The organism is Algoriphagus pacificus (assembly GCF_017254845.1).
GTDB classification, from domain to species: Bacteria; Bacteroidota; Bacteroidia; order Cytophagales; family Cyclobacteriaceae; genus Algoriphagus; species Algoriphagus pacificus.
Genome location: NZ_JAFKCU010000002.1, coordinates 183,674 through 198,376 on the forward strand (window position 1 = coordinate 183,674; position 14,703 = coordinate 198,376).

Annotated in this window: 8 protein-coding genes; 3 read left to right on the forward strand and 5 right to left on the reverse strand. The window is 41.2% G+C overall.

The window, feature by feature from the left end:
* Nucleotides 1-82 precede the first annotated feature (82 nt).
* A complete protein-coding gene (locus tag J0A69_RS07615) occupies nt 83-1,282 on the reverse strand; it encodes a glucuronyl esterase domain-containing protein (RefSeq protein ID WP_206585973.1) in 1,200 nt (399 codons plus the stop codon).
* Between the two features lie 6 nt (nt 1,283-1,288).
* Nucleotides 1,289-2,740 (reverse strand): PhoPQ-activated pathogenicity-related family protein, encoded by a 1,452-nt coding sequence (locus J0A69_RS07620; RefSeq protein ID WP_206585974.1) that lies wholly within the window; start codon nt 2,738-2,740, stop codon nt 1,289-1,291.
* Nucleotides 2,741-3,005: 265 nt separating this feature from the next.
* Here J0A69_RS07620 and J0A69_RS07625 point away from each other — a divergent pair, with 265 nt between their 5' ends.
* Nucleotides 3,006-5,612 carry an alkaline phosphatase D family protein gene (locus tag J0A69_RS07625; RefSeq protein ID WP_206585975.1) on the forward strand — a complete coding sequence of 869 codons (2,607 nt, stop codon included), beginning with the start codon at nt 3,006-3,008 and terminating at the stop codon, nt 5,610-5,612.
* A 31-nt stretch (nt 5,613-5,643) separates the two neighbouring features.
* Here J0A69_RS07625 and J0A69_RS07630 read toward each other — a convergent pair whose 3' ends face one another.
* A complete protein-coding gene (locus tag J0A69_RS07630; RefSeq protein ID WP_206585976.1) occupies nt 5,644-6,102 on the reverse strand; it encodes a hypothetical protein in 459 nt (152 codons plus the stop codon).
* A 726-nt stretch (nt 6,103-6,828) separates the two neighbouring features.
* On the opposite strand from J0A69_RS07630, the gene J0A69_RS07635 reads away from it, so the two are divergent.
* On the forward strand, nt 6,829-9,864 hold the full coding sequence (locus J0A69_RS07635) for a SusC/RagA family TonB-linked outer membrane protein (RefSeq protein ID WP_236032725.1): 3,036 nt from the start codon (nt 6,829-6,831) through the stop codon (nt 9,862-9,864).
* Between the two features lie 44 nt (nt 9,865-9,908).
* Complete coding sequence (locus J0A69_RS07640) at nt 9,909-11,654, forward strand: RagB/SusD family nutrient uptake outer membrane protein (RefSeq protein ID WP_206585978.1); 1,746 nt, start codon at nt 9,909-9,911, stop codon at nt 11,652-11,654.
* An 84-nt stretch (nt 11,655-11,738) separates the two neighbouring features.
* Here the strand turns inward: J0A69_RS07640 and J0A69_RS07645 are convergent, their stop codons facing one another.
* Both J0A69_RS07645 and J0A69_RS07650 read right to left on the reverse strand, forming a co-directional pair.
* Nucleotides 11,739-13,562, reverse strand: coding sequence for a metallophosphoesterase family protein (locus J0A69_RS07645; protein WP_206585979.1), 1,824 nt, complete (start codon nt 13,560-13,562; stop codon nt 11,739-11,741).
* Between the two features lie 15 nt (nt 13,563-13,577).
* Entirely contained in the window at nt 13,578-14,651 is a 1,074-nt protein-coding gene (locus tag J0A69_RS07650) for a phosphatidylinositol-specific phospholipase C1-like protein (protein ID WP_206585980.1), read from the reverse strand.
* Nucleotides 14,652-14,703 lie beyond the last annotated feature (52 nt).

The following is a 14,703-nucleotide window of genomic DNA, read 5'->3' on the forward strand; positions in this document are numbered from 1 at the left end:
GGATTTAAATAGGTCAATTTCAGGTTTAAACTACCAAAAAGCAGTGAAAACTTGTATATACTGTCTTGTACTTACCTGATTATTATTCTTGTTGAGAGAAGTTCAACTCCATGAATGTTATAAAATGGTCCCAGTCCTCTAGGGTTAAATTATGTTTCCCTTCTCGAATATGGTAACCTGCATAATGTTGAATAATTGGTTTCTCCAGTTTTTCGAATTCCAAGGGGAAAGAAACCTCTTTTCCATAAATCTCTGAATAGACTCGACTTCCTAATTTCATGGACAAATATTCACCTTTTGGATCTGCCCACCTGTCTTCTCGCGCACTGGAAAAATAGAGAGCCCGTGGAGCCACCAACATGGCCAGCATATGTTGATCAATGGGTAAAGTGTTTTCTGCATCATTGTATTTTTTGAAATTCTCATTAAACCAATACGGAAAGGCAGTATTGATGATTTTCACAGTCTCACCGAATTTCCTTCTTGAAATAGCCGCCCCACCACAGCCAGATTCATTTGGGATTACCACCGCCCAACGGGAATCGTTTACGCCTGTCCAAAGTGCTGTTTTTCCTGCTCTGGAATGCCCAACAATAGCCGATTTTTTGGTTTCGATTCTTGGTTCAGTCTCAAAATAGTCCATCGCCCGCATGGCTCCCCAAGCCCAGGCGCCAAAGGTTCGCATCCCATCTTCTTTTGCTAATTCCTCAGGATACAATTTGCCAATGACTCCTTCAGTAAACCTTTCAGGATCATCAGGAGCCACTGTTTCGCCATGAAAAGATGCCGTTGCAAATCCTTTTGCTATTAATTCTTTCACTGGCCAAAAGCCCTCTTCAACCAAACCAATTGCTGGATCCGCTGGTTTGTAATTGATCAAAAGCACAATCGGTGCTGCACTTTTTTGGGATTTAGGAAGAAATAGGTTCAATCTCATCGTATGAGTTTCCCCATTTCTTGTCACTGAAATATCTATTTCCTTAAGTTCAGCCTCATCAGGATAAGGATTTTGGTTTTCAGAGACTATTTGAAAAGAAATGAAATCAAAATCTTTTGGAATTGAACCATAAACTTCCCTTCGAAATATCTCCAATAATTCTGGTCTTCTGATATTCTCCCAATCCGAGATGTTTTGGATCAGAGTTCCTTTATCGCTGACAAAAGGGTCAGGCAAGATCAGCGGTGGAACTTTGCTTTCATCGTAGTTGGCAGAATATTGAGCCATAAGATTAGTTGTTTGAATAAGGAAGAACAAAGTGCTTAAAACCAAAAGATTTTTCATCGAGTATCAATTTGAGGTTTCAGCCTTTAGCTTAGGAGATTTAAATTCCTCAAAAGGGTAAGTTGTCGGAAGTACTTCTACCCCTGTGGTTACTTTCAATGGAGTCTCTCCAGCATAAGTTACCTCCATAAGATAAGCCTGATAGCCCTTTTCAGGCTCGGTCATTTGGTATTCGTAATGACCATCTTGTTGTGAAGGAAGCTCCATAGCTGTCCAGTTTGGACCAAAGACATCTACACGGAAATCCCTTGCATTTTCATTGGTTGCGGTCCAGATTTTTACTGAGATCGGTAAGTTATTTGGATCTGCATCAAATATGATTTTATCACCTTCGATCTTCCAGTCATAATCCGGTCGTTTTGTTTGATTCAAAATCGAAGCATAAAATGAAATCATATTAGGCAAGGCATCTGATTTACTCAAATCATGTCCAAAATTCGGAACATACTGCACATGCTTTTCACCTGGGAGATCTTTCCAATAAAACTCCCAACTGTCAGGTTGGAAAAACTGATCTCCTGCGGCATTGATCAAAAGCTTTGGAAGTTTCATCTCTTTCGCAAAGGAATATGGCTCTGTAATCTCCAAAAGCCTGTCAAACTCAGGTGTGCCCATCCACTCCATGACTCCTTCCTCTACATAATTTCCAACCGCAGGGGCCCAAAAACCATAATTTTTCCAATGATGTTGGAAAGAAGGTTCCAGATTGAGCATGTCAATGACGATAGGAACTATTGCTACAACCCGATCATCCACCGCTGCAGTCGTCCAAGTAGTCCAGCCTCGTTTTGAGGCTCCTGCCACAACATAATTCTTCAGGTCTTTTTGATACATGGTTTTGACCAGTTCCGAGGTAGCATCCATAGCCAGTTTGACAGCTTTGGTCATCGGGAGTCTTGCCAGCCAGATTGCATCTTCATCTTTGGCTCCTCCTTCGAGGAATTTTCTCCAGCCATAAGCAATGATGGCGTCTTCAGTTCTCTCGACCGTGTCTCCAGGGAATTTTAGAGGTTGAAAGGGAATGTTGTGAACTTGAGCCACAATGGAATTTGTCTGGGTTGCCGCTGCAAGAATCAGCTCATCGGGTTTTTCGGGCATTTTTGTATTCGTACTACCTCCTCCGATCCACATCATCCCAGTTTCAAAAGGAGTGTCTCTTGGCACCACGATGGACACCCAGTGCCACCATTCCGTTTGATCCACTTGATCCGAGGTCAGCCAATTCTGAGAGGTCATTCTGAGCACATGGAAATCATAATCTTCGCCTGCCACGGTTCTGACCACTTCAAAATGAAAATCAGGTGATGGACCCATTACATAGTCTTTCAAAATGGATTTTTTTCCTATTTCGGGAGGAAGGATTTTCTCATTCGATTCATTTTTACAGGAGCAGAGAATTGAAAAAACTGCCAGATTAAAAATTAGAATTTTTAAAAATCTGAAAGAGGTTGGTTTCATAGATGCTGGGTTTTTTGTTAAGGCTTTAAAAGCTAAGGATTTATATGAATTTGACCAATATGAAGGACTTTTAATCTTGATTTTATAGGGTCATTCGAACACTTGTTTTTGGAGGAGTAAGTGTATAAGACAAGTTAAAACCCGCTTTTTGAATCAAATACCTACCATTTTTTAAATCAAAAAGTCCGAAATTGAATCCTTTCATAGAAATCAACCTGAATGATTCCTGCTGAGTCAAAATTTGCAGGCAAATAACCCAAACACCATGAAAAGAAGATCTGCTGTCAAGGCAATGGCCCTCACTACTTTTTCTCCCTTATTCTTACCACAAGGATTTACCGGCATCAAAAAATTTCTCGGTATTCAAGAACAGGCATTTAAAAGCAATTGGGAAAACTGGCCAGATATGAAATGGGTTGGCCCTGAATTTTGGGGGAATAGATTGCAGGATTGGGAAATCATCGAAGGAAAGGCTACATGTGTTATCGCTGCTCCAAATCGGTCTTTGCATATTTTGACCCATCAGCTTGGAGCTGAACTGGCCAATTTTGAGCAAACGGTGAAAATTGATTGGGCTAATTCTTCTCTCGGAGGGAATGAGAAAGTCTATGCAGGTTTTAGACTTGGAGCAAAAGGTAGGTTTGAAGATTATCGATCAGCAGCTGTTTTTGGAGAAGGGCTGGACGTTGGGATCAATGGAAAAGGACAGCTTTCTATAGGAGACAAGGTAAGTCAAGAAACCCTGGATCTCAGTAAAACAATATCTCTTGAGCTAAAAGCCAAGTATTCAGCGGGTGCTTATGTCCTTATTTTAAATGGGAAAACAGAAGGAAATACTTCTTCAGTTTCATTGAGCCAAGAAGGAGTTGAACCCCAGACTTTGCAAGGGAATATCGCTTTGGTTTGTCACTGTCCCAACGATTCTACAGTAGATGCCCCTTTGGCTGCCTTTTCAGATTGGGTTTTCCAAGGTGAAAAAATAACTGAGCATGCAGACCAACTCTTTGGCCCGATTTGCTTTGCCCAATACACTCTGCATCGAGGAATTCTAAAAATGACTGCCCAATTGGCGCCAATTGAGGAAATCAAAGGTTTGAAGATTTCTTTGCAGCTTCAGAGAGGAAATGAGTGGGAGACTATTCAAACTGCTGATATCGATCCGTTGGGAAGAATTGCTCAGTTTAGAATTCAAGATTGGGCAATTCAGGAAACCAAACCATATCGGGTGCATTTGGAAATTCCTTTGAAAAACAAACTTCAGGAGTTTGACTATTATGGTGAGATCGCGAAGGAGCCCGAGTCTCAGGAAGACTTGAAGGTAGCTGTTTTCAGTTGCAATGCAGATCACGGATTTCCGGATGAGGAAGTTTCCATTCATGTCAATAAGCATCAACCCGACATGGCCTTGTTTCTTGGTGATCAGTTTTATGAAGGAACAGGTGGTTTCGGCATTCAAACCGATCGAATTGAGAAATCCAGTCTGGATTATCTGCGAAAGTGGTACATGTTCGGATGGTCTTATAGAAACATTTTCAGAACAATTCCTGCCGCTTTTATTCCCGACGATCATGATGTGTATCATGGGAATGTCTGGGGAATGGGAGGAGAGCATGCACCAACAGATAAAGGTTGGGGTTATGTGGCCCAAGATCAAGGTGGCTACAAAATGTCCCCTCAATGGGTGAATATGATTCAGGCTACTCAGACAAGCCATTTGCCCGATCCTTATGATCCCCGCCCAGTCAAGCAAGGAATCAATGTGTATTACACCGATTGGAATTATGGAGGGGTGAGTTTTGCGATTTTGGAGGACAGAAAATTCAAATCAGCACCTAAGAAAGTTTTACCCGAGGAGGCGAAAGTCCAAAATGGCTTTATTCAAAACAGAGATTTTGACATCAGGAAATACTACGATATAGAAGCCGAGCTTTTAGGCGAAAGGCAAATGGAGTTTTTAACACATTGGGTTTCTCATTGGGATGATGGAATTCAGATGAAAGCAGTTTGCTCTCAGACAAATTTCTGCACAGTTGCCACTTTGCCGGAAGGGAGCATTATCGATGAGATAGTTCCGAGTTTGGCAATTCCGGAAAAAGGAGAATATGTGCCTGGAGATGCTCCAACTTCCGATATGGATTCCAACGGTTGGCCTCAAAAAGGAAGAGATGAGGCTCTGAGAACGATAAGAAAAGCCTTTGCACTCCATATTGCCGGGGATCAGCATTTGGCGAGTACGGTGCATTATGGTGTGGATGAATTCCGTGATTCAGGATTTGCCTTTGCAGGCCCTGCCTTAAATAATTTATGGCCGAGAAGATGGTGGCCTCAGGTTCCTTCGGATCATCAGCCTATCCCAGGAAAAGCTAAGTATACGGGAGACTTTTTGGATGGCTTCGGCAATAAAATGACTATCCATGCGGTGGCAAACCCTTACAAAACAGGTTTTGAGCCATCACGGATTTATGACAGGGGAACGGGATATGGGATCATTACTTTTGATAAGCTAGCGAGGAAAATGAAAATCGAATGCTGGCCTAGAAATGTGGATCCGATTGCAAATCCAGCTGGGCAATATGAAGGTTGGCCGATTGAGATAGCCCAAGAAGAGAACTATGCTAGAAAAGCGAAAGGTTTTTTACCCATGATTGAGGTCAAGGGAGCGAAAAACCCTGTTTTGGAAATCTTCAATGAGAAAAGAAATGAATTGGAATATGCCATTCGATTGAAAGAAACAAACCATTTGGCGAAGGTCTTTTCCGAGGACACCTTTCGGGTAAACCTGATTGATACGACTTCTGGAAAGAAGATTTCAATGGGTAATTTAAAAATCTCCAAAGAGACGGATCAACCAATAGTATTTGATTTCAGCTAAATAAATAAGCCCGAGTAATCGGGCTTTATTTTTAGGAAGCTAATTCCTTTTGAGGGTTATAGACTTTGAGAATTGGTTTTTCTTCAATTTCAGGAGCTATCTGCTCTTTGGTTTTGAAGATGAAAATCCCCAATGAAATCAGAGCTAGATTTTTGATGATGTATTGACCAACTAGAGTAGGAGTAAACCAGGTTTGCCAAATTTCATCCGTCAATACCAAAACTGGTAAGAATGTAGTACCCATGTGGAAAAGCATAAGGTACAATGCTGTTTTGCTGAACTTAGGAACTAGCCAAAGTAGGCCTAAGGCACATTCAAAGAGTCCAAAACCCATGCAAAAGGCTTGGAAGTCTATCCAAATCCCTAAGGTTTGATTAAATAGGTTTTCGACTAGTGTCTCAGCGGGTGAGATTCCGATTACTTTTAAAATCCCAAACCAGAAATAAATAATGAAAAGGGAGATTCGACCAAACTGAGCAGTATTTTTCATGGGTGAATTGTTTAGAGAATCGAAACCTAAACTATCCCCATTCCTCTTCCAATGATAAAAATCAGGTTTTAGAATTTTTATTACGCTCAAACCTATTTCCCAATCTGTAGACAATTTTGAGTAATTATTTTTTTGCAGGATTTCATAAATACTGATAGATGGTTTTTTACTGGAACCAAAAACTTGCAAGAGATAGGTTAAAGTATTTTCTGTTGTTTTAATTTTATCAAATCATTACGAATCAATATAAATCGATAGAACTGGTTTATTATAAATTAACCTTTGTATTATAGTTTAAAATAGTCCTATAGATAAAGTTATATTGTTCTATATAATTTCATGTTTTTAAAATTCTTTGAATCAATTAATGAAATAAATGAACAGCAGGTTTTTTCTTAAAAAACTCAGATCATTTTTACTTTTTATTTTCTTGAAACTGCTCTAAAACCTCGTAATAGTCCTCTTTAGGTATTTTTTTTTGAGATTTGAAGCATTTTCATCTTTTCCGATTATTCTAAATTTTAGAGAAAAAATAGCTAAAAAATTATATTTCTTTATTTAATCTAAGCCTAAAAATTCCTTAACAGATATACATGTTTTAAAATCTACTTTTGATTTGGATTTAGAAAAGAGCTATGAAAGTTTCTTTGCTCTTAATTATATAAAAGTGTTTTTAACTATCCAACAATTATTTATATGGTTTTAAATTTACGTTTATCTAAAATCATGCAAGCATCTGCCTGTATGGTTATGTTGGCAGGTTTGAGTGCGAGTCCTACGCACCTGGCAGCCAAGGATTTTGGGAAGGAAGCAAAGCTAAACCTAGCTCCCAAAGGCCAGTCTATTTCCGGTACGGTGAAAGACGAAGATGGGATTCCTCTACCCGGAGCAACTATCCTGGTAAAAGGGACTACCAATGGAACGGTTACGGATCTTGAGGGTAAGTTTTCTATTGATGTCAATGAGAATGCAATTTTGCAGATTTCTTATGTGGGCTACATTCTTCAAGAGGTACCAGTAGCAGGAAAATCTGTCTTTGACATCCAACTTAAGCCTGATGCTACTCAATTAGATGAATTGGTGGTAATCGGTTATGGTACGCAAAAGCGTTCCGACGTGACAGGAGCTATTGGCTCAGTGAAAAGTGAAAACTTCAACCGTGGAGTCATCACCAATCCTGTAGATCTCCTACAGGGCAAAGTAGCCGGTGTTAACATTACCTCGACAAGTGGCGAGCCGGGTGCCAATCAAAATGTGATCATCCGGGGTATCGGAAGTTTGCGATCTGGAACCCAGCCACTCTATGTATTGGATGGTTTTCTTTTGGACAACACCAGCACTGGGATTTCCTCCAATCCACTCACCTTCCTTAATCCAAACGACATCGAGAGCATCGATGTGTTGAAAGATGCTAGTGCAACTGCACTGTACGGATCAAGGGCTTCAAATGGTGTGATCGTTATCACCACCAAAAAAGGCAAGTCCGGAACCTCCCAAGTCAATGTCTCCGCATCCACTGCCTGGTCTAAAATGTCAAATCAAATCGATGTGTTCAGCGCTGATGAGTTTCGTCGTCAGGTAGTTGCAGTAGGGGGTGCTTTGGAAGATTTTAATGGAAACACCAACTGGCAGGATGAATTGACTCAGGTAGGACTTTCACAGGATTACAGCATTTCAATGAGTGGAGCTAACTCTGAGAAATTTTCCTACTTCGCCTCACTGGGATATCAAGATCAGGAAGGTATCCTGAAAAACAGCAACCTGTCCCGCTATTCTGGAAAGCTGAATATGAACCAGAAGGCATTTGAGGGACGCTTGATTGTAGATTACAACCTGACAGCTTCTTACACCAAAAATTTGAGACCAAGCATCGGATCTACGATTAGTGATATGCTTTACCTGAATCCTACGATTCCTGCATATACTAACGGCGAACCTACGCTCCTAAATACCAACAACCTGAATCCGCTGAAAAGATATGAGCTATATTCAGATGATGCGGTAAACAACAGGATTTTGGGTACAATCTCTCCCTCTTTTGAAATCTTTGACGGTCTTACCTACAAGCTAAATCTTGGTGTGGATTTCTCTAATACCAACAGATTCCAGCAGTACATCCCTTTCACAGATGTAGTAAATGAATCCAATATTTCACTGGGTACACTAGATGAATTGATTGCATCCAACACCAACAGCTTGGTAGAAAATACCCTGACTTACAATTGGAATAATTACAAGCACAATTTTACTGCCTTGGCAGGTCACTCGTATCAGTCTTTTCTGGAGGAATTCAGAAGTACTTCTGCCACCGGTTTTGCTGCTAACAATATCGAACCAAGATATCAGGATCATAACAGTACCAGCGAATTTCCAACTACGGTCAGTGCTTCAGCTGTGAAAAATGAACTGCAATCCTTCTTTGGTAGATTAAATTACGTGTACAACGATAAGTATTTGTTCACTGCGACAATCAGAGCTGATGGTTCATCCAAGTTTGGTGACAACAACAAGTACGGTTACTTCCCTTCCTTTGCCCTCGGATGGAATCTGAGCAAAGAAGCTTTCATGGCAAATTCAGGTATTGACAATCTGAAACTTCGATCCAGCTGGGGACAAACCGGAAATCAGGAAATCCCTTCCAAAATCACCAAGGCTAGCTTCTCAGAAGATCGTTTGGCGACTGGATCAGGAAGCTTGAATACCTATCCAATAGATACCGATGGCAACTCACTTGATGATTATCCTTACGGAATTGTATTCACCCGTTTGGCAAATCCGGATTTGCAGTGGGAAGTTTCTACCCAGTTTGACTTTGGGTTGGATTTTGCCTTCTTGGATTATCGCTTGACAGGTACTTTGGATTATTTCAACAAGGTGTCATCCAATATTTTGCTTGAGGTAGTTCCTGCGGATCCAGTTCAGCCTACTTCTACCTATTGGGATAATATCGAAGACATGAAAATCCACAACAGTGGAGTGGAATTGGCTTTGAACTACAGCAACAACGCACAGTCTGCTTTTTCCTATACCATCGGCGGTAATATCACTTATATCCAAAATGAAGTTCGGGATTCCCCTTATTCCGTCTTGACTACAGGTGCAGCGCAAGGTGCAGGGCAGACCGGCGCAACAATCAACGGGTACATCAACAACCAGCCAATCGGTGCATTCTACATGCTGCAGTTTGATGGTATTGCAGAAAATGGGCTGAACCGTTTTGTGGATATCAACGGTGACGGCGAAATCCTCGACAATGACCGAAGTGTGGTGGGAAGTGCGATTCCAAAGCTTATCTATGGAATCAACGCCAATATGAGCTACAAGAATTTTGATTTGGGACTCAATTTCAATGGAGTTTCAGGAAACAAAATCTACAACCATACCACCATGTCGCTTTTCACCAAAGCTCAACTGTCACGATCCAACAATACCACAGATTTTGCAGTGCAGTACCCGTCTGAATCTTTCAATAATTCAAACACGGTTTCCACCCGATACCTGGAAAGTGGCTCTTTCTTCAGATTGAACAATGCGACACTGGGATACAATCTAAGACCAGGCCTCATTGGAGCTGGTAATGCCTTCCAGAACATCCGTCTATCTGTCACTGGCCAAAACCTTTTCGTGATCACAGATTATTCAGGATTTGATCCGGAGATCAATACAGGAACAAGCTCTGGTGGTATCCAGACTTTCGGTATCGACCGATTTACCTATCCTAAAGCAAGGACATTCATGGTCAATCTGAACTTAACATTCTAAAAACAAGACAGATGCTTATTCATCTTTCAGATAAAATTAAATTTATGAAGACGATCAGTTTTAGAAAATTAATCCCCGCAGCTGCCTTTTTTCTGGCATTTATAAGCTGTACTACTTTAGAAGAAGAGGTGCTCGATGAGTCACTGACTGGTACAGGTCAAGCGGAAATCGTGAGCGGATCAATCGCTCCTGTGTATGGAATGCTCCGTCAGGTATGGCTTCACACAGTCAACTTTGGACTGCAAGAAGTCGCTTCTGACGAAGGTATCTTACCGTATCGTGGTGGTACGGACTGGTTTGACGGCGGTAAATTTATCGCGGTACACCAACATCTGATGACACCAAGTAATAGTTTGGTGGGAGATGCTTGGACATATATCACGCTTACTTTGTCCCGGGCTGTTGCCGCTGAGGAGCAGTTGGGTTTGGAAGTGGAAAATGGAAATTCCAGCGCCCAAAATCCACTTTACGAGATGGTCGCTATGAAAGCTTACCTGAATATGCTGGCTTTGGATAACTGGGGTTTGGTATTCAGAAAAGACCGCTCCGATCAGCAGTCCGAGATTCTCAGAGGTCAGGAAGCTGTAGACTATTTGGAGACAGAGTTGCTTTCTGTTGTCGATTTGATCAGCAGCACCAGTGGTCCAGGTAGAATGAACAAGTATGCTGTGGAGGCTCTTCTTGCACGCCTTTATCTGAATGCGGCTGTTTATCGGGATCCATACGGTACGCCAAATTTCCTTGCTGAAGACATGGATAAAGTGATTCAATACACCAATAGCATCATCAATTCCGGGTACTCCTTGTCTCCCGAATACTTTGATCTATTCAATGACAACAACAACACAAATCCAGAAATCATCTTCTCTCTGGATCAGCGTGGAGTGCTTCAGACCGAACACAGCAGATGGCAGTACTGGTCTATTTCTGGTGATCAGGTTCCAAGACCTGAGTTCCCAAGTACTCGTGGTACGGATGCTGTAGCCGCTACTCCTGATTTTATCCAGACTTGGTATGATGCCTACGGAGATGTAGATCCAGCCGACGCTGATGCTCGTTTTTTCCAAGAGAATACTGTCATTCCGGATAATTTGAGAGACCTCACCGGAGTAAATCCTACCAATGACGAAAACCATTACTACTGTGTAGATGAGAATGACTTTGAGATGGACCGTGGAATTTTGCGTGGGATCATTTGGGGTCCAAGAAAAGACGCAAACGGTAACATTATCAGATGTGAAGATGGCAAGGTGAGAGTTTATCCGGTCATCAACAGAAGAAGTAGCGGAGCCAACATCCGATATGTAGATCATACGTTTCAGGTGGACTTCAGCAACGAAGGAAGTCTCCACAACACAGGTCACAGATTCTCCAAGTATCAGTTTAGCCGTTCCGCCCCTAACTGCTGCAGCAACAGCAGCGTGGATATTGTGCTGATCCGTTTGGGTGAAGTGTATTTGATGCGTGCTGAAGCTAAATTGAGGAAAGGTGACAATGCCGGTGCTTTGGCTGATATCAATACGCTCAGAACGTCAAGAAACGCACGTCCTGCTCAGACACCTGCTCCATTGAATTCCATTGATTTGGATATTCTGTTCAGAGAGTCAGGCTTTGAATTGTACTGGGAAGGTTTGAGAAGAACCAATCAGATTCGATTTGGTAAATATGAGGACAGCTGGACTGAGAAAACTGACAGCGATGTCAATAAAAGACTTTTCCCAATCCCGCAGCGAGCCATAGACGGTGCGTCTAACATTTCTGGATTTTTGGTTCAGAATCAAGGATATTAAAACCTAAAAACCTATTATAAAGTAAAAGCCGATGAGTAATTTCTCATCGGCTTTTTTATTTTCTAGTCCCTATAAAATTGAAAATCAATCCTCCAGTTTTTTCAGGGTATTTTGTTTCAAATCAATGACAAAATGATCTGAGGGGTGAGAATGGTAAAACTTTTCAAAGATTCTAAAAAACTGGATCAGGTCTTTATTTGGACTTGAACCAGTTGTTATTTCCTTTTCAATGATCCTTGGGAGGAGTTCATCATAAAATTCGATTCTATCCTCAGAAATCAATCTTTTTCCCAGTTCATCACCATTTTTCAACAAGTAAAAATCATCGATGATTTTTGACGATTCGATATTTGTCAAATCGAAGTTTTTAAGTTTTTCTGATAGAAAAACAGTACCTTCCTCCGTATCCATTTTACTCCACGCGATCAGTTCGGGATTGCTTAGAGCAGAAAGAAGCGAAACTAGATTTTCTGGCCAGTCCGAAGGAATAAATCTACTTTTTGTCAATCCTTTTAAGTGATTCTGAGTGTATTCTTCATAGTTTTTGGAGGCTAGGATTGTGCTGTCCCATGTGCTGGAATTGTTATTTTGAGTCAACCAGCGATGTTCAATGCGATAGAGATCAAAGAATTCGTCAAATCGATCCACCTCTGTCAATGGAATGGTTTCGATCTCAAATTGGTCTTTCCTTTTGATCTTTGCAGTTTTATAGGCTGGAGGAAAAGCAGCCAAAGAAGGTACTTGAATGTTGTACATGGTCTTTCCTGTTTTGTCTTGAAACACTCCTGTATCGTTGATATGCATGTGCCCGGCAAAATGGATTTGGATTCCGGCAGAAGTATAAAGTTCAGTGACCTCTGAAGTAGGTACACGTTCGAGTTGGAATTTTCTTTCCCCAAACAAAGCCGCCATTTCATTCGATGCACCATCATGGAATTCTAGCAAAGGATAATGGCTAAAGGAAATCAGCGTTTTGCCTCGTTTTTCAGCTTCTTCCGTTACTTTTTTGATCCAGGCTAGTTGGTGTTCTTTCAATTTCGAAGCTTCATTAAACCCTATGGACGAACCTTTCAAATCAGTTCCAGAATGGGTGAAAACATTTCCATCCAATGCGAGTAACCAGACTCCTTCGATAGGTTCTACCACATAACTCGCATCAGGTAATTTCAAACCAGGATCTTGAAGAGAATAGGTTCTGATTTCGAGTGTTGAAGAGACTTTTGCCTGATCAAATGAATAGTTTTCATAATCCAAATCTTGGAAAGGATGTGCCCAAAAGAGATCCTTTTCACTCGGGAAAAACCCAAAATTTGCCAAGGCCTCAGTCACCTCCGTGTAGCCCCAATAATTGATTTGATCAGACTGAGCCACCTCAAGAGAAGGGAATAAATTTCGATCTCCTGCAATCGCTTGTTCTTGCCCATCATTGCCAAGAAAATCCCTTTTTCCTGCAATCCCTCCAAATGGCTTAACCGTGTCATGATTTCCGGTGGTCAGAAAAAAACGCATCCCAAAATTGCTTGAATAGTAATCCAGAATTTTCTGAAGAGCCAGAACATTCATAGGTTGACCGTCATCGGTAAAATCGCCAGGAAGCACAACCAGATGAATCCCTTTTTTCCTCAGGTTTTCCAACGCAGCTAAAAAAGCAAAGTAGTTCTCGTTGAAAAGCCGGGTGGAATTCAGCTGACTATTCATGGTTCGGATAGTCGCAAATTCTCCGGTTTTTGGATTTAAGATTCCCTCAAAATCTGAGGATTTCAAATCCGCATAAACATCCTGAAGATGGATGTCTGCCAGAAAAGCAATTTCGATTGATGTATTCCCTTGCGCAAAAAGAGGTGGGTTTACAGTAAAGAATTGAACCGCCGCACCAAGGATGCTGGGAAGAATGTATTTTTTATTCAAAATGATTAGGTAAGACTAGTTGTTTTGCAATACTGGATTCGGTCTTTCGAACCGGTTTCCTTCGAAATTAATTCGGTAATCTGACTTAAAGAAAGTAGAAGGATAGTAATAGTCCGTAGAAATCACCTGCGCTCCGGAAGTCTTGGCCTTTTCAAAAGTGCTGTAATCATTCGTTCTGGCCTGTTTTGTATCAGAATCAGCCCGAGTACGGATCATGTATCCTTTTTTTACCAAGTCCCGAATGTAAGCTTCCTCTTTCTCGGCATTGTTGATAATCCTGAAACCTGCAGTGGAATTACCTTCCTTTTTATTGACAAAAAGAACAGCATCTTTCAGCTCTGGCTTGGCAGTGAGATAGCGGTCTATTTTCTCCTCGTTTTCGTCCAAAACAAAAAGAAATTTACCTCTGACATCTTTTAATATAGGCCAGTTACCTGCCAAAACGGCTTCTTCTAAACTGGAATATTTCCCTCTGACCATATCTGGTGTAATCAGGTTTTCCATTCCTAAATGCGTTCTGATTTCCAGATCAATGCTATCCAAAGCAGTAGCTGTGAAAGGTAAGACGGGACGTGTGCCCGGGATATTTCCATCTTTCGCATTGATTAAAATAAAGATTGGCGTATGATCAGGATTGTTATCACTCCAGGTTCGGAGAGCTTTTAAAGCGTCTGCAAAAAGTAAATAATGAGACTGGAAATCCAGATCTTGAATATGAAAAAGCTTTAATCCGGGTTTGGAAAGAGCATCTGTTGGATCGTAATCAGGTGTTTTTCCTCCAGCACTTTTAATAATTTCCAAGCCTTTGGGATCAGCATATCTTCCTCCTTCTGGATCATGAAAAACATCGAGTTCGAGGTTTCTTAATCCCAAATCCAATTGCTCTTCCAAAGGAATATGGGCATACTCCAAGCTTTGCGAAGCGGCAGGGTTCACCTTTGAGAGATAGGATAAAAGTTCAGGAGCCATTTGGCTTTTGTAGCTGTTATGACTTCCGATTACCTGAATTTGATTTAGTTTTTGGGCTGAAGCCTGAAGCGTGCAGCCAACAAAAATTGTGATGAGGAAGATAGAAAAGAGAGATCTCATGAGGTTGATTTTAATTCGCAAGATTCAAATTTATTAGCGGTAAACCGGAGAT

What these genes read in the sequence shown, in the direction of transcription:
- J0A69_RS07615 (WP_206585973.1), bottom strand. Translation starts at nt 1,282, where the DNA reads ATGAAAAATCTTTTGGTTTTAAGCACTTTGTTCTTCCTTATTCAAACA.
- J0A69_RS07620 (WP_206585974.1), bottom strand. Translation starts at nt 2,740, where the DNA reads ATGAAACCAACCTCTTTCAGATTTTTAAAAATTCTAATTTTTAATCTG.
- J0A69_RS07625 (WP_206585975.1), top strand. Translation starts at nt 3,006, where the DNA reads ATGAAAAGAAGATCTGCTGTCAAGGCAATGGCCCTCACTACTTTTTCT.
- J0A69_RS07630 (WP_206585976.1), bottom strand. Translation starts at nt 6,102, where the DNA reads ATGAAAAATACTGCTCAGTTTGGTCGAATCTCCCTTTTCATTATTTAT.
- J0A69_RS07635 (WP_236032725.1), top strand. Translation starts at nt 6,829, where the DNA reads ATGCAAGCATCTGCCTGTATGGTTATGTTGGCAGGTTTGAGTGCGAGT.
- J0A69_RS07640 (WP_206585978.1), top strand. Translation starts at nt 9,909, where the DNA reads ATGAAGACGATCAGTTTTAGAAAATTAATCCCCGCAGCTGCCTTTTTT.
- J0A69_RS07650 (WP_206585980.1), bottom strand. Translation starts at nt 14,651, where the DNA reads ATGAGATCTCTCTTTTCTATCTTCCTCATCACAATTTTTGTTGGCTGC.